Raw genomic sequence first — 17,918 nt, forward strand, 5'->3', positions numbered from 1 at the left:
AAGCAATGGGATATGGGTTAGACTGGCAGTATCGACCAGCCACCGAGGGGAACCCCATGACGGACATTCAGCTCGCCGCCGACACCACGTCCACGCAGCAGGCTAGCCCGGTCGTCTGGATCCTCTCGAAGGGAATCCTCCAGGAAGGCGGCGACATCATCGACGTCTACCTGGACCGCGAACTGGCCCTCGGCGACTTCCTCACCCACGCGGCACAGATCGCACAGGGCAACGGGAAGATCTATAACCCGCGCGCGAGCGACGACGGGGCCCTGCACCTGTCCGGCATGTCCGAGTGGCTCGCCCTCGAACCGCACACCGTCCGCACCAAGCGGTCCCTGGGCGCCTGACCCCCGTGCCCCCGCCGTTGTGCGGGGGCAACGCGCTGCCCGCGCCTGCGGCAGCCTGAAACCAGCCCCAACCCGCCCCGGAGGCCCCGCCCATGGCAGACCACACCGCCATCGACCGCATCCCGATCGGCCGCAGCGTCACCTACGCCGTCCGCGGCGCACCTGAGATCGGGGACGAGTACAACACGGCGCGCACCATCGCCCCCACGGAGATCACCCTCAACTACCGGGCCGTTGCCGACGGACAGCTGGGCCGCGTCTCCGTGTACGTGAAGGGCTGGTGGATGCAGGATGGCAAACGCGTCCCGATGGACAAGCCCGTCGGACGCTGGCTCTACGGCGATCCGGACGCGTGGCCCAAGTGGCTGGCGGAAGAGGCGCGCCTGCACGATCCGGACACCTCCACGCCCCCGTCAGCCGACCACGCGGCCATCTACCTCGACGAGGACGGCGACCCGTGGATCGAGTACTTGACCTCCCCGCGCAGTGACCACGTCGTGCCGCTCCAGATAGTGTCCGTGGAGGCCGTGGACCGTACCGAGTTGGAGGGCAGGATTGGCCCGCTGACCCTGATCGGGTGGTGCAAGCAGTGACCAACACGCAGCACGGACCGACCACGACGGTCGCCGGCCAGTCCATCGCCCTCCACGTCACCGGCTACCCCGACATCCCCAACCGGTGGGGCACCGGCCACATCCGCGTCACCGGCCTGCGCCTCGACTACGGCAACTCCCGCACCCCCGACGGCCGGCACGTCTTCATCACCGGGACCTGGGTCCGCGACGACGGCGAAGCCACCGACGCGCCCATCGACCGCTACTACGACGCCATCGACGGCGACACGAGCGACTGGCCCGACTGGATCGCCGAACTCGCCCAGCAGAACAACCCGAGCGCCGGTCCCGGTCGTGCCGACGGCAGCCTCCGCGACCACATCGTCGACGTGCTGGACACCGCGTTCGAGTCCTTCGACCCGGAGGCCACTGAGGACGCCCAACTGTCCGGCCACCTCGCGGACGCTGTGCTGGCCGGGCTGCCCGCCGACATCGAGCGCCTGCATGACCAGATCCTCACCCTGCAAGCCGAACTCGCCCAGATGCGGGACCTGCTGCGCCGGGAGAACCAGCGGGCGAACGACGCGATCGACCGCGAGGAGACCGCCGAGCAAGCAGCCGTCGAGGCGTCCTCCGACCGGGGCGCCGTCCTGGCGTGGGCCGCCGACTTCGCCGAGGAGGTCGCCGAGAAGCTTCGCGCCCACCACGAGTTCGAGCGCAGCAATGGCGCCCTGGACGTGATGACCGAGCTGCGCCGTCTGGCCGCCGAGGCGCAGCAGACCGAGTGCTCGGCGTCGATCTCCGGTTCCTGGCTGCGCGAGTGCGAGTCCGAGCCCGCGTGCGACACCGAGACGCTGTGCGGGCCCGGGCCGAGCCAGTGCGACGCGGAGTCTGGCGAGCCGTGCACGAACCACGAACGCGAAGCGGCCCACGCCGAGGGCGAGCACTGCTTCTGCGGACCCGAGTGCCAGGACGCCGAGCCGCCCCGCGAGGAGACGGGCGCCGCGCTCGCCCGCTACATCGCCGACCGGCCGATGAGCGAGATCCAGGCAGCGATCCGGATCCTCGGCTGGCCGACGCTGCGCTTCGAACTGACCGAGATCGACGGTCCGCGCGACCACTCCCTGTGCGGCGTCTCCCCCTGCGCGGACTGCCGATGACCGGCCAGCAGCAGGAGCAGCCCAGGATCTGCTACTCGTGCGGCCACCCCTGGGACTCCCACGACACGAACGCCGACGGCCATCGCTCCTGCCGGTCCGTCAGCCACCCGTCCGGCGTCTCCTGCGCGGACTGCCGCACCATGCTGACCACCGAATACCGGGAACAGCTCCAGGACGAGCGGGACGCCGACGGGTTCCAGGCCGTGTGGGGCGCCTACAAGGTCACCCTGGACGACGCGCGCCACGCCTTCGGGGCCAGCGCGCCCGCGTTCTTCTCCGACATCCACCAGTCCGCGGTCGCCTCCGCGCTGATCGCCTACCGCAAGCAGGTGGCCGCCGAGGTGCGCATGCTGTGCGGCTGCTGCGGTGACAACCGGGACCGCATGCGCCGCATCCACGTCCTGCTCGGCCTACCCACCGACGAATTCGACGACCTCACCGAGGAGGAAGGGTGACCGACACCCTGCCCGCGCCGCACGCCTGCTGGCACTGCGAGGACGAGGACCCCGCCGTCTGCCTCGGCAACCCGGCCCACCCGCACTACAACAACGGCCTCATCCCCCTCGCCGAGCGGGTCATCAAGCCCGGCTGCCCGTTCTGCGACATCGTCGCCAGCCAGGCCCCCGCCCAGGTCGTGCGGGAGTGGGACGACACCATCGCCATCACCCCACGCAACCCGGTCGTCGACGGACACACCCTCGTCATCCCGAAGACGCACGTGGAGGACTTCGCGGCCGCCGCCTACGTCGCCTCCCGCACCATGAGCAAGGCGTCGATCCTCGCCCACAAGATGGGCGGCCCCATGAACCTGATCACCAGCAAGGGCCCGGAAGCCACCCAGACCGTCTTCCATCTCCACGTTCACCTAGTTCCAAGGGCCGTCGACGACGGGCTGGCACTGCCCTGGAACTCCGGGTACGAGGACCTCACCGGCTGCGAGGACAAGCGGGCCGCGTTCCAGCGCGGCTACCAGCGCGGCCAGGAACGCCAGGAGATGCGCACCGCCGAACACGTCCGCTGGCTCCAGGCCACCCTGTACGAACTCCGCCAGGACCGCGACCCGGACGGGCTGCGGGACCGCATCACCGACCTCGAGTACGCGCTGGCCGGCTGGGACCGGCTGATGACCGGCCGGATACGGGAGGGCATGCAGCCGGAGTGGAAGGCGCAGGCCGCCGAGTACCTGACCAAGCTGACCGCGCTCGAGCGGGAGCTGGCCGTCCTGAAGGGCGTGCAGCCGTCCAACGCGACCGGGGAGCGCCCGTCATGACCGAGCAGCCCGAAGAGCAGCAGACCGCGGAGAAGCGCCTCCAGGCGGTCACGGAGGCCGTCGTCCTGTGGCGGGACCGTCCGGGCGGCGACGTCGGCCTGGCCATCGCCCTCGCCGGCATCCTCGACATCGAGCAGCCCGAACCCCCGGCCTCGGCCGCCCTGGTACGGATCCTGCGGGAATGCGACCGCATCGAACGCGAAGTGCGCGCCAACCCCACGAACGCGGACTTCGACGGCGCCTACCTCGCCTGCCTGAAGCACATCCGCGAAGCCGCCGGGCCCGCCCTGGACGACGCCGACCCCAGGCAGGCCGCCTACGACGCCGTGTTCGCCTACATCCGGCAGCAGCCGCGCGACTTCCTGCCCACCACCGTCGTCGACCGCAACGCCATGATCTGGCACGCCGTACACGCCGCCCTCGACGCCGCAGGCGTCCCCAACACCCAGCAGCAGAAGGAGACCTGACGTGGGAGCAGCAGCCCTGCACCTCGCGCACGCCCACCAGCCCGCACCGCCAAAGTCCCGCAAGCCGAAGCGCAAGGGCGGCGGAGACGGCGGCAAGTTCGCCCAGTACGCCTCCCGCATCTACCAGGACGACCGGGCGAACACGGAGACCCGCAGCCTGCTCCTGGCCATCGCCTACGTCATCACCATGGTTCCCCTCGACGACGAGCGCAGCGTGTGGAAGGAGACCGCCAAGACCCTCGGCCAGCCTCGTCTGCGCCACCGCGGGTCCCTCCAGGAGCTGGTGCGCGGCGACATCCCGACCTACGAGGCGCCCGGGCATCGGTACGGCACCGACCCCATGGACCAGCTGTGCGCCGGACCGCGTGTCCGCCCGCACCCCGACGGCCCGGACGACTGGCGCAACAAGGAGAAGCTCTGCGGAGCCCGCGCCCAGGACAAGGTCATCGAGAAGGACCCGGTCACCGGATGGCACACCAACCGGTGGTTCTGCACCCGCCACCGCGACCACCTGGTGCGCGTGCGTGAGCAGGTCCGCGCGCAGAACGAGGCGGCGCCGGAGCCGATCCCGAACAAGGGCGGCCTGCTGCCGTGTTACTTCGACTCGGACTGGGTGCGCGTGTACTCGTGGGCGCTGGGTTGGGACTGGAAGCCATCGGCGTCGTACGGCTACCGGGCCGACGACTGGCCCGTGCCCGGGCGTGACCCGAATCCGGTTGTGCAGCGGGCCCGTCTGCGCCTCGTCATCGGGGGCGCCGACCTCGAGGACGACGCGTGAGCGGCCTGCGCCCCGATTTCGTCGAACACGCCAGCACCGACGCCATCCGCGCCCAATACGAACGCGCCCAGGCTCTCGCTGACCTGTGGGCCGACCGGGCAAGAGATCTGTTCCTGCTGCTCTGCCAGCGTGAAGAACAGGTCAACGCGACCGGCCGGCGGCCGTCCTGACCGGCTACGCGACCGCGGTCTCGGGCCCGTCCTCGGCCGCCGCGCTGTCGTCGATGAGCCGGTCCGGGGACAGCGCGTACTGGAAGACCAGCCCGTTCAGGGTGTGCACCCCCCACAGGGCCTTCAACTCGGCGATCTCCGTCTCCAGCGCCCGCTTCGACACCTCCAACTTCCGGGCGATCGACGGCTGCGACTCCTCCGCGCACAGGTAGCGGAGGATGACCCGCTGCCGGGCGTTCGTCCGCACCCCGCCCGTCCCCGACACCGTGTCCACCACCCCGCCCCGAGCACGCAACTCCCCCGACCAGGGCTGGCCGCGCCGCCACTCCGCCTCAAACACCTGCGCCAGCACCGCGACCACCGCCGGATCCGTCACCAGCCACGCCGCATGCGGCGCCGAGCCCTCCACGATGTGATCGGGCACGACCGCCTGCTCCCGGTCCACGATCACCATCCGCTCGAAGTCCCCCACCACGGTGCGGTACTGGGCGGGCCGGCCCCCCGTACGGGCCGCCATCGTCCGCGCGTACTCGGCCGTCAGGGCGTGGTCGCGGACGGTGTCGCGGTAGATGGTGCGCAACTCCACCCCCCGGTCCAGCGCGTGGCTGTCGCGGGAGACGGCGCCCTCGAGGACTTCCCGCTTCCTAGGTCCGCCGGGCTGCGCGGCGAGGATCTCCCGCCGGGCATCCCCCACCACGTCCTGCAGGCGTGCGTTCACGGTCTGCGGGTCGGCGAGGTACACGCTCGACCCCGACGCCCGCAGCTGCACGGCCCGGTACTCCTGGATCAGGTCCCGGGACGACTCCGGCATCGCCGCTACCCGGTCGATGCCGCGGCGTACCTCGTCCAGGACCAGCGACACCATGTTCCGGTAGGCGGGCTGCGGGTCCCGGGCGACGGTCCGGGGATCGTCGCTGATCAGATTCCAGGCGATCAATTCCCGGCGGGCATTCTGATCTGCGGAGTTCAGGGCGTCGACGGTTTCCCATTCCTCACGGCAGATTGCCTTGTACAACCTTTTCGCTTGTTCGGACAAATCACCGATCGTGTAGCCGTCACCCGGATTCATGACCAACGATCTACTCCCCCGAACCCCGACACGCTAGATCAACTGCGGTTTCCCGCGGTGCGGGAAACCGCACGAAGAAACGATTGAGACAGCAAAGACGATACGACAGCATCCTTGTGGGGCGTCCCCCGACGCTCGTATCCACGGTCCTCCCCCACGCCACACGCGACTACTGCCAGGAAACCGCGTGCCCGCCCCGGGGAATCGCAGCAGGGCCAACGCACGAGAATCGGGCCAGACGCCCCTTTACTGTTTCTCCACACCCGTACAGAGGAGCATCCCGTGAGCCAAGGACGACACCGCGCCCCCAGGACACCCGCGCCCGCCAGGAAGATCAGCTTGCGCCGCCTCGCCGCCGCCGCAGGATTCGCGGCCGCGGCGGCCACCGGGATCGGGCTGGCCGACGGCGCCGTCACCTCGGCCACGCCGGCCGACACCGGCTGGGGCGCCCCCGACACCACCACCGTCGTCGACAGCGACACCGGCACGGACAGCGGCGGTACGGCCGTCTACCTGGACGACACCGGCTGGGGCTGACAGGACTGCGTGGGGTCTGGCGGGCGCCCGAAGGGGAAGCGGCACCCACCAGACCCCACGCACCACCGGCAGGGGGCAACACCCGCCCGAAACCACGGCACCGTGGAGGCATGCCCCCAACGCCCAGAAAGACCTCCCGCGAAGACACCCCGCTCGTCGCCCATGCCCGCCACGAGCTTCGGCTCATCGGCGAAGACGACTTCGTCATCACCGGCCTGTGCAAGGTCATCCGCTCCTTCGCCGACATGGGCCACAGCGGAGGAAGCGCCCCGCACGCTATCGCCTACCTGGAACGCCTCCTGCGCTTCCAGCCGTTGTCCGAACTCACCGACGACCCAAGCGAGTGGATCGACCGGCACGCCGAAGGCCTCTTCCCCACCCCGTTCTGGCAGTCCAAGCGGAACCCGGAAGCCATGTCTACCGACGGCGGGAAGACGTACTACCTGATCTCCGAGCAGGAAGCCGCGGGCGATATCGCCACCACCCCGCTCCACCGCAGCAAGCCAGCAGACCTTCCGCAGTCCTCCCCGGACGGTGCCTGATGGCCAAGGTGAACCCGACCAGCCCCTACACGCGGCTCCGCCAGTTGCCTGGCGGGGACCGGCGCCTCCACGTCACCGCCCACGGCGGCACCACCAGCGGCTACCTCGCCGAGGCCAGCATCGCCTACACCAGCGACGAGGTGCCCACCCTGCACATCGAGCTGGAGGAGTCCGAGCACGACCTGTTCAGCGCCGGAATCGACGCCGTACGGATAGACATCCCCGCCGACCAGATCCTTGCCGCCGACGTGGCTGCCCTCCGCGTCGACACGCCCTCCTCTTACGCCTGGCAGGAGCTGTCCCGCCAGCTGGAGACGCTGAAGCCGTGGCTGAGCACCGAGGACCCGCCGCCGTGCGGGCACGAGGACGTCGTCGAGACCCCGGAGTTCGCCAACTCCCAGACGCCCGGGATCTGCCTGTGGTGTCCCACCCCGCTGGTGAAGCTGAACGACGAATGGATCCCGGCATGAGCGAGCCCGAGCCCGGGCAGGGCGAGTACGAGATGGTCATGCCGATCATCCTGGCCAAGACCAACGGCGGACCGTACGACGACGCAGCGGTCGTCGCGGGGATGACGTGCGGCGCCCTGGATCAGGAGCTCGCCATGGCGAAGACCCTGCACACGCTGCCCCGCGAGCGCTACCTGGACGCCAGGCTCCTGGAGCAGGCCGACCTGATCGCGATGAAGCACGGCTACATGATGAAGCGCGGCGACCTGGACGAGGCGTCCGGGTGGCAGGAGGTGACGTTCGAATGGGCGTGACCACCGACACCATCCACCGTGCCGAACTCCCCATCGACGACCGCCCGCACGGCATCGACCTCTCCGGGGACATCCTCCATGCCGCCGTACGGAGATTCGGCAGCGTCGACGTCTGGTACGTGGCCCGCAGGAACGACCAGGAGCACATGCGGCGCAGCTTCCAGATCGTCGGCACCGGCCAGCCCTTCGCCGCAGGCCTGCACCGCCACCATAAGTCAGCGGTCTCGCCGGACAGCCATCTCGTGTGGCACGTCCTGGAGAACCTCTGCCCGCACTCGCTGCCGGCTCCGGAAGACCTGACCGACCACCAGGTGGTCGGCACGGAGTGCCCGGCCTGCCGTGTCGGATTGAGCGGAAAGCGCGGATCGGGCTGGGTTCCGGTATGAGCCACAGCGATCCTGCAGACGACCTGAAGAGCGCCTACCGGCGCCTCGAAGAAGCGATCGGCGACGTGGCCCGGCTGGAGGGCGCGCAGGGCGTCATGCTGGAGTGGATCGTGGTCACCGCGCATCAGCGGTACGACGAGGACGGCGACCCCAAGGTGCAGATCGGGCAGTGGCTGCCGGACGGCATGGACGTCCCGTACCACCGGGTGATGGGCCTCCTCGACTACGCGCTGACGATGCGGCGCGGCGAGATCCTCCAGGACTGACCCCGCGCCAGGCGGCCTGTTGTCAGTGGCGGGTGGGAGGGTAGACGTGGCCCAACGGCCCGTGCCCTGTCGGCGGGGCGCGGGCCCCGGGCCGTTGTTGGTCCCGGATGCCACACTGGTAGGTGGCCCCATCCCGTTCCCCCGTCGGGATGGGGCCGCCACACGGCCCGGCCCCGCCGGGTAGGGGGCAACGTGGGCGCGGATCGTGTCCAGACTGAAGAGCATGCCTCTCCCCGCCCGCACCACTCGAACCCGCCGCCACACCCTCGCCGCAGCCGTCATCGCCGCCCTGGCCGCCGTCCTCGGACTGCTGGCCGCGCCGCACGCACACGCCGCGACCACGACGCCCGTGTACAAGGGCACCGGCTGGAAGGCGTGGACGTCGAACGGGATCTACAGTCTCGCCCCTGACGGGTACACCATCGTCTTCGCCGACGCGACCGCCCGCACCCGCCTCACCCCCTACCTGAAGGGGCCGGCCGGCCAGGTCACTACGGCCGTGGGCGTTCCCATCACCGTGTCGACGATCATCGACACCACCCCGGCCGCCGCATGCCCGCCGCGGCACAGGATCGTCGTCCACTACACGTACCGGCCCATGGGGTTGAAGGGCATGTCGCAGACCCGCGCCTGCCACAACACCGTCGACGGCTCCGCATGGGGCGGGCACATCCTGATCGACACCGAGTACTGGTCCACCACGGCCTGGTTCTCCACCGACCCGACGGTGAACAACAACTACCGCAAGGACACGGTGGCCCACGAGCTCGGGCACGCCCTCGGACTTGACCACCCCAACGCGGACCTGAACAAGGACGGCACGATCACGTCCGGGGAGTGCGTGAAGTCGACCGCCGGCCGCAAGCCGGTCATGTGCTCGAAGAACCGCGGCGCCGCAGCTGCGGCGGATGCGGGACGGTACACGGCGGAGTACGACCTTCCCGGGCTGCGGCAGTTGCTGAGGAACTACGCGCTGCGGCAGCTCTGAACGCACGAAAGCGGCCCGCCTCCGAAGAGACGGGCCACGGCCACGCAGGGCGCCCCCCATTGCGGTGACGCCCACCCTACGTCTCACCCGCCCTCCCCGTACGGGCGCAGCACCCGATCCACCCGCTCCACGATCGCCGCCGCGCCCACCGGATCCGCCGGCCCGTACAAGGCGCCGGCCAGGCGGGGTATCAGCCGGCTCGTCTCCAGCACGTACACGAAGTCGTCCCAGCCCGGCACGCGCACCGCGAGCTCCCCGCCCGCCACCGGGGAGTTGTGGACGACGAGCAGCGGCCACACCACCACCCCCGGCAAACCGAGCGCCTGCTGCACGCGGGCCGCATACCCGGCGACCTTCACGACCTGGTCGTGCCGGTCCTCCGTGCCGCAGCACACCCGGCCGTTCCGTACGACGGTGGGCCAGCCGCGATGCCACGTCTTCGTATCCAGCACCACCACCGCCGTCCCCGTCGGCGGGACCAGGACGTGGTCCAGCTGGGCGCCGTACGGGATCCGCCGATCGTGCCGCACCGCCCAGCCCTGGCCCTGGAGTTGGGCGAGGAGGGCGGCGGTGACGGCTTCACCGCGGCCGCCGTGCTCCCTGCGGGCCGCCAGAGCGTCCGCCCGCCGCGCCTGCGCACTCACCCCCAGGGCGGCCGTCAGACGCCGCCACAGGCCCCTGCGGGCAGCCTTCCGGGTCTCCTCCGCCCACCGCATCGCACTGTTCTCGTACGACGTCACCGCTCGCCCTCCACCTGCTCGAGCCACGCGCCCATCGACTCCCACACCTCGCGCACCTGCCGAGCATGAAGGACCACGTCGGACGCGTTCACGGACAGGCGCATCCACGGCCAGGGCGTCCCGTCCTCCGGCTGGTCGTCCCGGCCGTCCCGGGTGATGTGCGAGGGGACCTCGGCGAGTTGCACGACACCGTCCCGGCGGTCGTCCTGGCTGGGAAGGATGTGCGAGCCCTGGTAGGCGTACGGCGGCCCGTCCTCGCCGTTCTCGAGGTCCAGGATCGTTCCCCACACACTCACCGGCTGGCCTCCTTCTGGTTCCGCTGGGCCAGGATCTGGTCATAGACCGGCTTCCACTTCAGACAGCCCGGGCACGTCACTTCGGTGTCGTCCGGAAGCGCTCCCTGCGTCGTCGACCGGCCGCAGATACCCATGCCGTGCGTCCACTCCTTCACGGGCTCGCACCACGAGTACAGGGCCAGGTGCGTAACGTCTGGCTCGTCTGCCAACTCGAGGCGCGCCACGGGCATCAGGTACACGCGCGTCTTGTCCAGATCGGTGGCCTCGGCGGCTGCCTGGGCTCGCACGTTGGCGGCCACCACCTCGGCGACCTTCACGCTGTACGTCGCCTGGTGCCTGCACGGTTGCACCGTCACCACCCGCTCGTCCTCATGCTCCATGCCGAGCCCGACGACCCAGCCGGTCACGGGCGCGCCGCAGACGGTGCAGTCCGGCCGGACGGTGTCGGGGTCCTGTGTGGCGCGCTCCTCCGCAGCCAGGAACTGGGCGAGCTGGGTGCTGGTGAGCCGCGGCAGCACGGCAGGAGCCGCGTTTCTCTTGTTCACGGTGCTCCGTTCGGTTTGATCAGGATGGCGAGTTCGTTGTCCAGGTCCAGCCACACCAGCAGCGTCACCAGGGCGTCCGCGTCCGGGCGGCTGCCCTGGGACATGCGGGTGAACGTGGACGGGCTGATGCCCAGCTCGGATGCGACGTCCTTCCACGCCAGGCTGCGCTGGTAGCGCTGCGCGTCGAGACGCCGGTACAGCTCGGGCATGTCCAGGAGGTAGGCGCTCACGCTTCCCCCTCGACGGTTGAAGTGGCAGGCCTGCGGTGCCGGGCCGTACAGCCGCTACGGCGCCGCCGCAGCGCGTACACCACCCGGCGGGCAACCCACTCGGCGACGATGGACAGGCCGACCGAGAACAGGGCCAGGCCGACCACGGCCAGCACGGGCGGGGTGAAGTCCCCAGTGGCCCAGAACCAGAAGCCGACGACGGCGAGCGCGATGCCGGCAGGCAGGAGGACGTCGGAGGCGATACGGCGCATGCTCATCAGAGTTCTCCTTTGTGGATACCCCGGCCTTCAGGCCGGGGAGGAAACGAAGCTCCTGCGGAGCAGGGCAGGGACAGCCGGTTCGCCGCCAGGGCGGACCGGCGTCTACCATCCACCGGTCGGCATCCGCCGCTCACACGGAATCTGATACGGTGTGAGGCGTGACGCAGCAGGTCAAGCGGGCTTTCAAGTACCGCTTTTACCCCACGGACGAGCAGGCAGCTGAGCTGTCCCGCACGTTCGGCTGCGTCCGCCTCGTCTACAACAAGGCGCTCGAAGAACGCACCCGGGCCTGGTACGGCGAGCAGCGCAGGGTCTCCTACGTGCAGTCCTCGGCCGCGCTGACGGAGTGGAAGAAGACTGAGGAACTGGCCTTCCTGGCCGAGGTGTCCTCGGTCCCGCTCCAGCAGGCGCTGCGCCATCTCCAGACGGCGTTCGGGAACTTCTTCGCCAAGCGCGCCAAGTACCCCCGGTACAAGAGCAGGAAGAAGTCCCGGGCGTCGGCCGAGTACACCCGCAGCGCCTTCAAGTGGCGCGACGGGCACCTGACGCTGGCGAAGATGGCCGAGCCGCTGGACATCCGCTGGTCGCGTCCACTGCCCGAGGGCGCGGAGCCGACCACGGCGACCGTGTCCCGTGACGCGGCGGGCCGCTGGTTCGTGTCCCTGCTCTGCGAGGACACCATCGCCCCGGCCCCCGCCACCACCGCGGCGGTCGGCATCGACGCCGGGATCACCTCCCTGGTAACCCTGTCCACCGGCGAGAAGATCGCCAACCCCCGGCACGAACGGCGCGACCGCGCCCGCCTGGCCCGCGCACAGCGCGAGCTGTCCCGCAAGACGAAGGGCTCCGCGAACCGGGACAAGGCCCGGCGCCGCGTCGCCAAGGTCCACGCCCGGATCGCCGACCGGCGCCGCGACTTTCTGCACAAGCTCACCACTCGACTCGTCCGCGAGAACCAAACGGTCGTGATCGAGGACCTCACCGTCCGCAACCTGCTGAAGAACGGCCGCCTCGCGCGCGCCATCTCCGACGCGGCCTGGACGGACCTCCGCATGATGCTGGAGTACAAGTGCGCCTGGTACGGGCGCGAACTCGTGATGATCGACCGCTGGTTCCCCAGCTCCAAGCTGTGCGGAACCTGCGGCACGGTCGCCGCGAAGATGCCGCTGAACGTCCGCGAGTGGACGTGCGAGTGCGGCGCGGTGCACGACCGTGACGTAAACGCGGCACGCAACATCCTGGCCGCCGGGCTGGCGGCCTCTGCCTGTGGAGACGGTGTAAGACCTCAACGGGAGTCCTCCCGGACGGGGCGGTCGTCGGTGAAGCAGGAAACCCAGCGGGCGACCGCTGGAATCCCCCGCCTTTAGGTGGGGGAGGAAGTCAAAGGGGCTCCAGGGCGGTGATCGGTCTTACCCGCCGGTGGCGGTGTCTAAGATGTCCGGTTTCCCGGGGTGAAAAGGCCGTGCTTCAGTGCCACCTGGGCGGCTGCGGCGCGACGCTCATCGCGCGGCAGACAGGCGACACCGAGGCGCCGGTAGACCCGCGAGAGGGTCGATCCGACCGTGCCGACGTCCAATCCCAGCCGGGCGCCAACCGCGGCCAGAGAATCCCCGGACGCGGCCTCGCGCAGCACCTCTGTCTGCCGCGGCGACAGGGCGATCGGGCGGGCGGCGGCCACGCCGATCCGGGTCGGCTTGGGTTCGGGTTTCTGCCACTGCGGTGACAGCAGCATGCCCACCGGGATCTGCAGGGCCGTGCAGGCCTGCACGAAGCAGCGCATGGACGCATCGCCTCGCTCCAGGCGGCGGATGGTGTTCAGGCCGACGCCGGCTGTCCGGGCGAGTTGGGTCTGTGACCAGCCGCGGGCCTCACGTTCGGCGCGCACACGGTCGCCGATGTCGGCAAGGGCGTCGTCCCAGTCCAGGGACGGTACGGGCCCGCCACCCGGCGGTTGCGGGCCCACCAGGACGGGCGCGGTCACGTGTCCAGCTCCTCGATCCCCGCGTCCGCGTTGGTCCACTTCCGGCCCTCGGTGGTCTCGTGCACCGTGTGCTTGCCGCGCACGGTGCACCGCTCGACCGGCGCCGCCAGGTCGTCCAGCGGCAGCAGACCGGCATGACATCCCTCCGGCTCGGGCTGCTGCAGCGGGATGACGGCGCTCTTGTAGGCGGAGATGAGGCGCTCGATGGCGTCAGCGTGCTCCAGTGCCTCGGTGGTGTGGCCGGTCTTCGCGAACCGGTAGGCGTAGGCGGCCTGCTGGGCGAGTCCGGCCAGGATCAGGTGCGGCTTGTTGTCGGTGGTGGTCTCGGGTGTGAGCGTCATGCGAGTTCGTCTCCTCAGGCGGGTAGCGGCAGCAGGTGGATGCGGATCGCCTGCTCGTCGCCCTCGCAGGCGTCCCAGTTCGCGGTCCACGGGATGTCGTCGTCCTCCGGACCCCACTCGAAGACCGCCCACCGCAGCTCCAACTGGTCCAGGTCGACGTAGTCGAGGTCCCAGCCGGTCTGCGTCAGGTAGGAGGTGACCGCGGTACGTGCCGCGGCCGGGTCTGCGGTGAGGGCGATGACGTGCTCGGCGCCGGTCGGCTCGGACTGCAGCAGGCACACCGGGACACCCGCCCACTCCCCACCCATCTGCTCCACGGTCGGCGTGAAGCGGCCCATCGGCAGCACGGGCACCGGGAGGATCTCGTCGAGGTAGGTGAGGCCCTCGTAGTCGGGCGGGACGTGCAGGGAGTGCCGGGTCCCGTCGAGGCGCAGCTTCACGCAGGCGCCCTGGTCGGGGATCAGGGCGGTGATGGTGCCGGGGTGTCGGGGCGGGTTGGGGGTGTTGAGGTCGCGGTAGTAGGTGAACTCGATGCGGCGGCCGACGACCGCCTGCTCCGTCACGGTGCTGCTCATCGGCTGGTGGTCTCCTTCGGGTTGGTGGTGCGGCGCTTACGGGTGTGCGGTAGGCGGCCGCCCGGACTGGACGGCACCGGACCGGCGGAGGATGAGACGGGAAGGCCCTGGACGGGCGGAGAAGGCGCGGGAACGTCGTCCGAGTGCCAGACCTCGACCCACACCCCCGACAGCCGCCAGCACGCCGCCGTACGGCCCGGCTGCGACACGTCCAGGAACGGCAGCAGATGCCCGCTGTTCGGGCCGATCCGCTGCGCCAGAAACAGTTCCTGATGGTTCATGAACGCGCGCAACGCCTCGGCGGCGTCCCGGCCCCGGATCCGCGCGGACACATGCACTGTGCCGTCGTCCAGGCGGGCCGTCTGCCAGCCGCCGAGGAACGCGTGCCGGCCTTTCACGCGGCTGTACTGCCAGTGCTTGAGCGTCGCGTACTTCGTGGCGATGACGTCGGGATGCAGGCGGGAGATGGTCATCGGGCGTACTCCTCGGAGCCGTGCGTGACGTGCCCGGTACCGCCGCAGGCCCCGCAGGCGGCGACCTGGGTTGACTCCACGACGCTGGTCCAGAACGCGGCCTGCTCCTCCCACACCGTCAGGGCCTGCTCGTACGTGACGGCGGCGACGTTGTCGGGGATCGGAAGGTTCACCGTCCGGTACACCGTCTGAGGCACGTTCCGGCCCGACTTCAGCTTCTTCCCGCCGCGGCCGATGTTGGCCTGCCACACGGTCTGCGGCGGATCGAAGGGGATGTTCAGGGCGACGTACACGCCGACCCGGCCCTGGTAGTTGTGGAACACGTGCTGCACCCTCGGCATCGCCTTGAACACGTCCATCAGGTGCTCGGCGAAACCGGGGATGTGGCCGGGGAAGAGGTGCTTGTACTCGGGCCGCTCGGTCAGGGCGTGCGGCAGGCGGGCGACCCACTGCGGCTCGTCCGGGCCGGGTGGCTGCCGACCCTCCAGGACCATCACGGGCTCGTCGTAGACGTACTCCACGGGCGGCAGGTCCTCGCGTACGGCCTTGTAGAGCTGCCACATGTTGTCGTCGTACTCGCGGCGCTCGTTCCACTCCGCCACGGTCAGCGTGGCCGGGTACTTCACGGACTCCGTGTCCGCGTCGGTCAGCCGGTAATCGGTGGTCTTCTGGCGGGGCTTCGTGGCCACCTTCAGCTCAGCGGCCTCCCCGGCGGCGGCCCACCAGTCGCTGTGGAGCTTCTCCATCGGCTGCCCGTCCGCGAACGCACCGGCCACGGACTCGTGCCGGAAGTCGTCGGCGTCGGGCTTGGGGAGGTGGTAGAGCCAGCGGCCGTCGGGGTGCTTGAGGGCGTACACGGTCACGAGTTGGTGCCTTCCGATCGGGTGGTGGTGAAGGGGTGGGCCGCGCGGCCCCGAGGGGGGCGGGGCTCGCGCGGCCCGGTGGCCTCCCCGAGGGGGGGCGTGGGAGGCCGGGAGGGTGGTCTACAGGCCGTACGCGTCGGACGGGTCGTCGACGGGGCCTTCACGGGTGGCGCAGCCTTCGTAGTGGCGGCCGGCCGTCTGCTCTTCGGGTGTGGCGCCGCAGTCGCAGCCGTTCATGGAGTCCCCCGGTGGTTCGTGTAGGGCCCGGCCTGGGCGGGTTGGACCTTGCTGCGGAGCCCTTGTGCTCCGGAGGTGACCGCCCTGGGCCGGGGGTTGGGGTGTGGTGCGGTATGGCCACTCTAACCCATATCCCATTGCTAAGCCATAGGTTGCACGTGATTCCCGGCACGCGAAAGGGGCCCGACCGAAGCCAGACCCCTCCCCGCACGCCGTACAGTCAGCTGACCTGCTCCAGATCCAGGAACCCCGGCGTCGAATCGCTCCACACCGTCCGCGAGTTCCGAGACGGCTTCTTCTTCGGCTTCCGGATCGGCCCACCGAACTGCTTGTACGTACGCCCCCGGCAGATCTCGCTGATCGTGCCCGCGTTGGTCCCGTACGACATCGCCAGCTCCAGGTACGTCGCCCCGTCGGCAGCGCGCTCCCGAATCGCCACCACCACGTCCTCCGGCATCTTCCGCACCCCGGTCAGTTCAGGGAACTCCCGCCCACTGCGCTGGTACTGCTTGCGGAGCTTGTTGATCCAGTTCTCCGCCGTGTTCTGCGTCCACTTACGCAGCGCGTCGATGTCCCGCGTCGACATGCCCATCGCCACGCAGTGCTGCACCGCGGTCAGGAACTCGGCGTCCGTAACCGTATCCAGAGGCAGGCCGCGCACGAACCGCTGCACCGCCACCTCATCGACATAGTCCTCGCCGAGGTCCTCCACGCCGTCCGGCGCCAGGTCACGCACCGAACGGTCCTCGGACCACGACGGCACCGTCAAAGCCCCGTGCTCGTTGAAGTCCAGCCAGCCCAGCGCTTTCCCCACCGGCTGCTCCGGATCCACCAGCCCGGCCAGGACCACGATGAGCGCGTCCTTCTGCCTCTGGTCCAGGCCCTCCAAAACCTGCGCCACGTCCTGAGGCCCTCCGTCGCCGTGGACGAGGACGGCCAGGTTCGCGGCCACCGGCAGCATCTCCTCGGCCAGGTCCCCGCGCTGGCGGGCAGTCAGCGCGCTCATGCCGCCTTCACCCCCTGCTCGGCCAGGCGCTCCCGGACGCGCCTGACGGTCTGCACGTTCGTCCCCAGCTCGTCCGCGAGATCCCACTCGCCCAGACCAGCCGCATCCAGGGTCCGGAACTCGTCCAGCCGGTTCAGGAGGATGTTGTCCGCCGCCGACAGCCCGTCCAGTCGGCCGCGCCGCTTCGTCAGCCCGCGCAGGTTGAAGCGTTCCTCCTCCGACAGGCCGCCCCACACCCCGGCGGGCTGCCTGGTCTCCACCGCCCAGTCCAGGCAGCGGGGCTTAACCGGGCACCGGTTGCAGATGCTCTTGGCCTGCTCGGTCTGGACGGTGATGGCCGCGCCGTGGCCCTCGGGGAAGAAGAGGTTCGGGTCGACCTGGCGGCACAGGCCGCGGATCATCCAGTCGTCGGTGGGCGCGGCGGGCCTCGTGGCGCGGCCGGTCGTGGTGGTGGCGGTGGTCATCGGGTGGCTCCGGGAAGGGTCGGCCAGACCGCCTTGTCGAGGGCGGCCCGGTGTGTCTTGGGCAGGGTGGCGATCGGCGCGCCGAGCCAGTCGCGGCCGGCGGCCATGAGGACGACGGCGTCGGCCGCGTTGTCGTCGCCGTCCGTGGTCCAGTCAGGGAAGCGGCGGGCGACGGCGTCGATGACGGCACCCTTGGGGACCTGACCCTTGCCGGTGGCGTAGAGCATGCGCCCCGACGGGCTCATCAGGGCGGTGGGGATCTCGGCGCTGTCGAGGTAGCTGTAGATCTCCCACCAGAGCCAGCCGCGTTCGTGTCCGGCTCCGCCCAGGGATCGCAGGGACGGGGATTCGAGGACGACGAGGTTGGGCCTGCCGATGTTGTTGATGATTCCGGCCCGGACGGTGCGTAGGACGGCGAGGCGTTCTAGGTGGGGCAGTTTGCTGAGGGGGTTCTTCTTGTCGGTGTAGCCGACGACGCGGGTCCAGCCGTTGCTGGAGGCGAGCCCGGTGGCGGACAGGCTGGTGTCGAGGCCTATGACGACGGGGTGTCCGAGGCCGGATCGGGTGGTCGGGTCGGGGGCGGTGAGGGTCACGGTGGTGGGTTCTC

At 70.2% G+C, this 17,918-nt stretch carries 29 protein-coding genes and 1 pseudogene; 16 read left to right on the forward strand and 14 right to left on the reverse strand.

What is annotated here, in order from left to right; genetic code table 11:
• Positions 1–56: 56 nt before the first annotated feature.
• The 8 genes from MQP27_RS49540 to MQP27_RS49575 all read left to right on the forward strand — a co-directional run bounded on the left by MQP27_RS49540 (position 57) and on the right by MQP27_RS49575 (position 4,749).
• Positions 57–350 carry a hypothetical protein gene (locus MQP27_RS49540; RefSeq protein ID WP_242778800.1) on the forward strand — a complete coding sequence of 98 codons (294 nt, stop codon included), beginning with the start codon at positions 57–59 and terminating at the stop codon, positions 348–350.
• A 92-nt stretch (positions 351–442) separates the two neighbouring features.
• The gene (locus MQP27_RS49545) at positions 443–943 is read left to right on the forward strand and encodes a hypothetical protein (RefSeq protein WP_242778803.1); all 501 of its coding nucleotides are present in this window, start codon (positions 443–445) and stop codon (positions 941–943) included.
• Positions 940–2,064, forward strand: a complete 1,125-nt coding sequence (locus MQP27_RS49550) for a hypothetical protein (protein WP_242778808.1) — start codon at positions 940–942, stop codon at positions 2,062–2,064. The genes MQP27_RS49545 and MQP27_RS49550 overlap by 4 nt, the downstream gene beginning before the upstream one ends.
• Complete coding sequence (locus MQP27_RS49555; protein WP_242778811.1) at positions 2,061–2,519, forward strand: hypothetical protein; 459 nt, start codon at positions 2,061–2,063, stop codon at positions 2,517–2,519. Before MQP27_RS49550 ends, MQP27_RS49555 begins: the two co-directional genes overlap by 4 nt.
• Entirely contained in the window at positions 2,516–3,334 is an 819-nt protein-coding gene (locus MQP27_RS49560; protein WP_242778814.1) for an HIT family protein, read from the forward strand. Before MQP27_RS49555 ends, MQP27_RS49560 begins: the two co-directional genes overlap by 4 nt.
• A complete protein-coding gene (locus tag MQP27_RS49565) occupies positions 3,331–3,801 on the forward strand; it encodes a hypothetical protein (RefSeq protein ID WP_242778817.1) in 471 nt (156 codons plus the stop codon). Before MQP27_RS49560 ends, MQP27_RS49565 begins: the two co-directional genes overlap by 4 nt.
• Before the next feature lies 1 nt (position 3,802).
• A complete protein-coding gene (locus MQP27_RS49570) occupies positions 3,803–4,579 on the forward strand; it encodes a hypothetical protein (protein WP_242778820.1) in 777 nt (258 codons plus the stop codon).
• A complete protein-coding gene (locus MQP27_RS49575) occupies positions 4,576–4,749 on the forward strand; it encodes a hypothetical protein (protein ID WP_242778823.1) in 174 nt (57 codons plus the stop codon). Before MQP27_RS49570 ends, MQP27_RS49575 begins: the two co-directional genes overlap by 4 nt.
• 4 nt (positions 4,750–4,753) lie before the next feature.
• On the opposite strand, the gene MQP27_RS49580 is transcribed toward MQP27_RS49575, so the two are convergent.
• Positions 4,754–5,686 carry a phospholipase D-like domain-containing protein gene (locus tag MQP27_RS49580; RefSeq protein WP_242778826.1) on the reverse strand — a complete coding sequence of 311 codons (933 nt, stop codon included), beginning with the start codon at positions 5,684–5,686 and terminating at the stop codon, positions 4,754–4,756.
• Positions 5,687–6,100: 414 nt separating this feature from the next.
• Between MQP27_RS49580 and MQP27_RS49585 the strand changes: the two genes are divergently transcribed.
• The 7 genes from MQP27_RS49585 to MQP27_RS49615 all read left to right on the forward strand — a co-directional run bounded on the left by MQP27_RS49585 (position 6,101) and on the right by MQP27_RS49615 (position 9,300).
• Positions 6,101–6,355: a hypothetical protein gene (locus tag MQP27_RS49585; RefSeq protein WP_242778829.1), complete on the forward strand. Its 255-nt coding sequence runs from the start codon at positions 6,101–6,103 to the stop codon at positions 6,353–6,355.
• 110 nt (positions 6,356–6,465) lie between these two features.
• Positions 6,466–6,897: a hypothetical protein gene (locus MQP27_RS49590; RefSeq protein ID WP_242778832.1), complete on the forward strand. Its 432-nt coding sequence runs from the start codon at positions 6,466–6,468 to the stop codon at positions 6,895–6,897.
• Positions 6,897–7,367 carry a PDDEXK family nuclease gene (locus tag MQP27_RS49595; protein WP_242778835.1) on the forward strand — a complete coding sequence of 157 codons (471 nt, stop codon included), beginning with the start codon at positions 6,897–6,899 and terminating at the stop codon, positions 7,365–7,367. Before MQP27_RS49590 ends, MQP27_RS49595 begins: the two co-directional genes overlap by 1 nt.
• A complete protein-coding gene (locus MQP27_RS49600) occupies positions 7,364–7,660 on the forward strand; it encodes a hypothetical protein (RefSeq protein ID WP_242778838.1) in 297 nt (98 codons plus the stop codon). Before MQP27_RS49595 ends, MQP27_RS49600 begins: the two co-directional genes overlap by 4 nt.
• Positions 7,657–8,046, forward strand: a complete 390-nt coding sequence (locus MQP27_RS49605) for a DUF7352 domain-containing protein (protein ID WP_242778841.1) — start codon at positions 7,657–7,659, stop codon at positions 8,044–8,046. Before MQP27_RS49600 ends, MQP27_RS49605 begins: the two co-directional genes overlap by 4 nt.
• Complete coding sequence (locus MQP27_RS49610) at positions 8,043–8,312, forward strand: hypothetical protein (RefSeq protein ID WP_242778844.1); 270 nt, start codon at positions 8,043–8,045, stop codon at positions 8,310–8,312. The genes MQP27_RS49605 and MQP27_RS49610 overlap by 4 nt, the downstream gene beginning before the upstream one ends.
• Before the next feature lie 223 nt (positions 8,313–8,535).
• Complete coding sequence (locus MQP27_RS49615) at positions 8,536–9,300, forward strand: M12 family metallo-peptidase (RefSeq protein ID WP_242778847.1); 765 nt, start codon at positions 8,536–8,538, stop codon at positions 9,298–9,300.
• Between the two features lie 83 nt (positions 9,301–9,383).
• Here the strand turns inward: MQP27_RS49615 and MQP27_RS49620 are convergent, their stop codons facing one another.
• Genes MQP27_RS49620 through MQP27_RS49640 form a run of 5 tightly spaced genes read right to left on the reverse strand, consistent with a single transcriptional unit; the run spans position 9,384 to position 11,368 of the window.
• On the reverse strand, positions 9,384–10,040 hold the full coding sequence (locus tag MQP27_RS49620; protein WP_242778850.1) for a nuclease-related domain-containing protein: 657 nt from the start codon (positions 10,038–10,040) through the stop codon (positions 9,384–9,386).
• Positions 10,037–10,336, reverse strand: coding sequence for a hypothetical protein (locus MQP27_RS49625; RefSeq protein ID WP_242778853.1), 300 nt, complete (start codon positions 10,334–10,336; stop codon positions 10,037–10,039). The genes MQP27_RS49620 and MQP27_RS49625 overlap by 4 nt, the downstream gene beginning before the upstream one ends.
• Positions 10,333–10,881, reverse strand: a complete 549-nt coding sequence (locus MQP27_RS49630; RefSeq protein WP_242778856.1) for a hypothetical protein — start codon at positions 10,879–10,881, stop codon at positions 10,333–10,335. The genes MQP27_RS49625 and MQP27_RS49630 overlap by 4 nt, the downstream gene beginning before the upstream one ends.
• Positions 10,878–11,111 carry a helix-turn-helix transcriptional regulator gene (locus MQP27_RS49635; RefSeq protein WP_242778859.1) on the reverse strand — a complete coding sequence of 78 codons (234 nt, stop codon included), beginning with the start codon at positions 11,109–11,111 and terminating at the stop codon, positions 10,878–10,880. Before MQP27_RS49635 ends, MQP27_RS49630 begins: the two co-directional genes overlap by 4 nt.
• The gene (locus MQP27_RS49640; RefSeq protein WP_242778862.1) at positions 11,108–11,368 is read right to left on the reverse strand and encodes a hypothetical protein; all 261 of its coding nucleotides are present in this window, start codon (positions 11,366–11,368) and stop codon (positions 11,108–11,110) included. The genes MQP27_RS49635 and MQP27_RS49640 overlap by 4 nt, the downstream gene beginning before the upstream one ends.
• 161 nt (positions 11,369–11,529) lie before the next feature.
• On the opposite strand from MQP27_RS49640, the gene MQP27_RS49645 reads away from it, so the two are divergent.
• Positions 11,530–12,738, forward strand: a complete 1,209-nt coding sequence (locus MQP27_RS49645) for an RNA-guided endonuclease InsQ/TnpB family protein (protein ID WP_242778865.1) — start codon at positions 11,530–11,532, stop codon at positions 12,736–12,738.
• Between the two features lie 62 nt (positions 12,739–12,800).
• Here MQP27_RS49645 and MQP27_RS49650 read toward each other — a convergent pair whose 3' ends face one another.
• From MQP27_RS49650 to MQP27_RS49685, 8 genes and pseudogenes are all read right to left on the reverse strand, one after another.
• On the reverse strand, positions 12,801–13,352 hold the full coding sequence (locus MQP27_RS49650) for a helix-turn-helix domain-containing protein (protein WP_242778868.1): 552 nt from the start codon (positions 13,350–13,352) through the stop codon (positions 12,801–12,803).
• Complete coding sequence (locus tag MQP27_RS49655; RefSeq protein WP_242778871.1) at positions 13,349–13,693, reverse strand: hypothetical protein; 345 nt, start codon at positions 13,691–13,693, stop codon at positions 13,349–13,351. The genes MQP27_RS49650 and MQP27_RS49655 overlap by 4 nt, the downstream gene beginning before the upstream one ends.
• A 14-nt stretch (positions 13,694–13,707) precedes the next feature.
• On the reverse strand, positions 13,708–14,268 hold the full coding sequence (locus MQP27_RS49660) for a hypothetical protein (RefSeq protein WP_242778874.1): 561 nt from the start codon (positions 14,266–14,268) through the stop codon (positions 13,708–13,710).
• Positions 14,265–14,741: a hypothetical protein gene (locus MQP27_RS49665; RefSeq protein WP_242778877.1), complete on the reverse strand. Its 477-nt coding sequence runs from the start codon at positions 14,739–14,741 to the stop codon at positions 14,265–14,267. Before MQP27_RS49665 ends, MQP27_RS49660 begins: the two co-directional genes overlap by 4 nt.
• Positions 14,738–15,604 carry a hypothetical protein gene (locus MQP27_RS49670; RefSeq protein ID WP_242778880.1) on the reverse strand — a complete coding sequence of 289 codons (867 nt, stop codon included), beginning with the start codon at positions 15,602–15,604 and terminating at the stop codon, positions 14,738–14,740. The genes MQP27_RS49665 and MQP27_RS49670 overlap by 4 nt, the downstream gene beginning before the upstream one ends.
• A gap of 457 nt (positions 15,605–16,061) precedes the next feature.
• Entirely contained in the window at positions 16,062–16,847 is a 786-nt protein-coding gene (locus MQP27_RS49675) for a hypothetical protein (RefSeq protein ID WP_242778884.1), read from the reverse strand.
• Positions 16,848–17,017: 170 nt separating this feature from the next.
• Positions 17,018–17,248: pseudogene (locus MQP27_RS51935) on the reverse strand (WhiB family transcriptional regulator); the annotation flags it as partial.
• Between the two features lie 59 nt (positions 17,249–17,307).
• Complete coding sequence (locus MQP27_RS49685; protein WP_242778887.1) at positions 17,308–17,904, reverse strand: hypothetical protein; 597 nt, start codon at positions 17,902–17,904, stop codon at positions 17,308–17,310.
• Positions 17,905–17,918 lie beyond the last annotated feature (14 nt).

The sequence above is a fragment of the Streptomyces cylindrosporus genome, from assembly GCF_022698165.1.
GTDB lineage: Bacteria > Actinomycetota > Actinomycetes > Streptomycetales > Streptomycetaceae > Streptomyces > Streptomyces cylindrosporus.

Excerpts from the sequence above, each read along its gene's own strand:
- MQP27_RS49540 (WP_242778800.1), top strand. The coding sequence starts at position 57 with ATGACGGACATTCAGCTCGCCGCCGACACCACGTCCACGCAGCAGGCT.
- MQP27_RS49545 (WP_242778803.1), top strand. The coding sequence starts at position 443 with ATGGCAGACCACACCGCCATCGACCGCATCCCGATCGGCCGCAGCGTC.
- MQP27_RS49555 (WP_242778811.1), top strand. The coding sequence starts at position 2,061 with ATGACCGGCCAGCAGCAGGAGCAGCCCAGGATCTGCTACTCGTGCGGC.
- MQP27_RS49565 (WP_242778817.1), top strand. The coding sequence starts at position 3,331 with ATGACCGAGCAGCCCGAAGAGCAGCAGACCGCGGAGAAGCGCCTCCAG.
- MQP27_RS49590 (WP_242778832.1), top strand. The coding sequence starts at position 6,466 with ATGCCCCCAACGCCCAGAAAGACCTCCCGCGAAGACACCCCGCTCGTC.
- MQP27_RS49595 (WP_242778835.1), top strand. The coding sequence starts at position 6,897 with ATGGCCAAGGTGAACCCGACCAGCCCCTACACGCGGCTCCGCCAGTTG.
- MQP27_RS49600 (WP_242778838.1), top strand. The coding sequence starts at position 7,364 with ATGAGCGAGCCCGAGCCCGGGCAGGGCGAGTACGAGATGGTCATGCCG.
- MQP27_RS49610 (WP_242778844.1), top strand. The coding sequence starts at position 8,043 with ATGAGCCACAGCGATCCTGCAGACGACCTGAAGAGCGCCTACCGGCGC.
- MQP27_RS49615 (WP_242778847.1), top strand. The coding sequence starts at position 8,536 with ATGCCTCTCCCCGCCCGCACCACTCGAACCCGCCGCCACACCCTCGCC.
- MQP27_RS49640 (WP_242778862.1), bottom strand. The coding sequence starts at position 11,368 with ATGAGCATGCGCCGTATCGCCTCCGACGTCCTCCTGCCTGCCGGCATC.
- MQP27_RS49655 (WP_242778871.1), bottom strand. The coding sequence starts at position 13,693 with ATGACGCTCACACCCGAGACCACCACCGACAACAAGCCGCACCTGATC.
- MQP27_RS49660 (WP_242778874.1), bottom strand. The coding sequence starts at position 14,268 with ATGAGCAGCACCGTGACGGAGCAGGCGGTCGTCGGCCGCCGCATCGAG.
- MQP27_RS49665 (WP_242778877.1), bottom strand. The coding sequence starts at position 14,741 with ATGACCATCTCCCGCCTGCATCCCGACGTCATCGCCACGAAGTACGCG.
- MQP27_RS49675 (WP_242778884.1), bottom strand. The coding sequence starts at position 16,847 with ATGAGCGCGCTGACTGCCCGCCAGCGCGGGGACCTGGCCGAGGAGATG.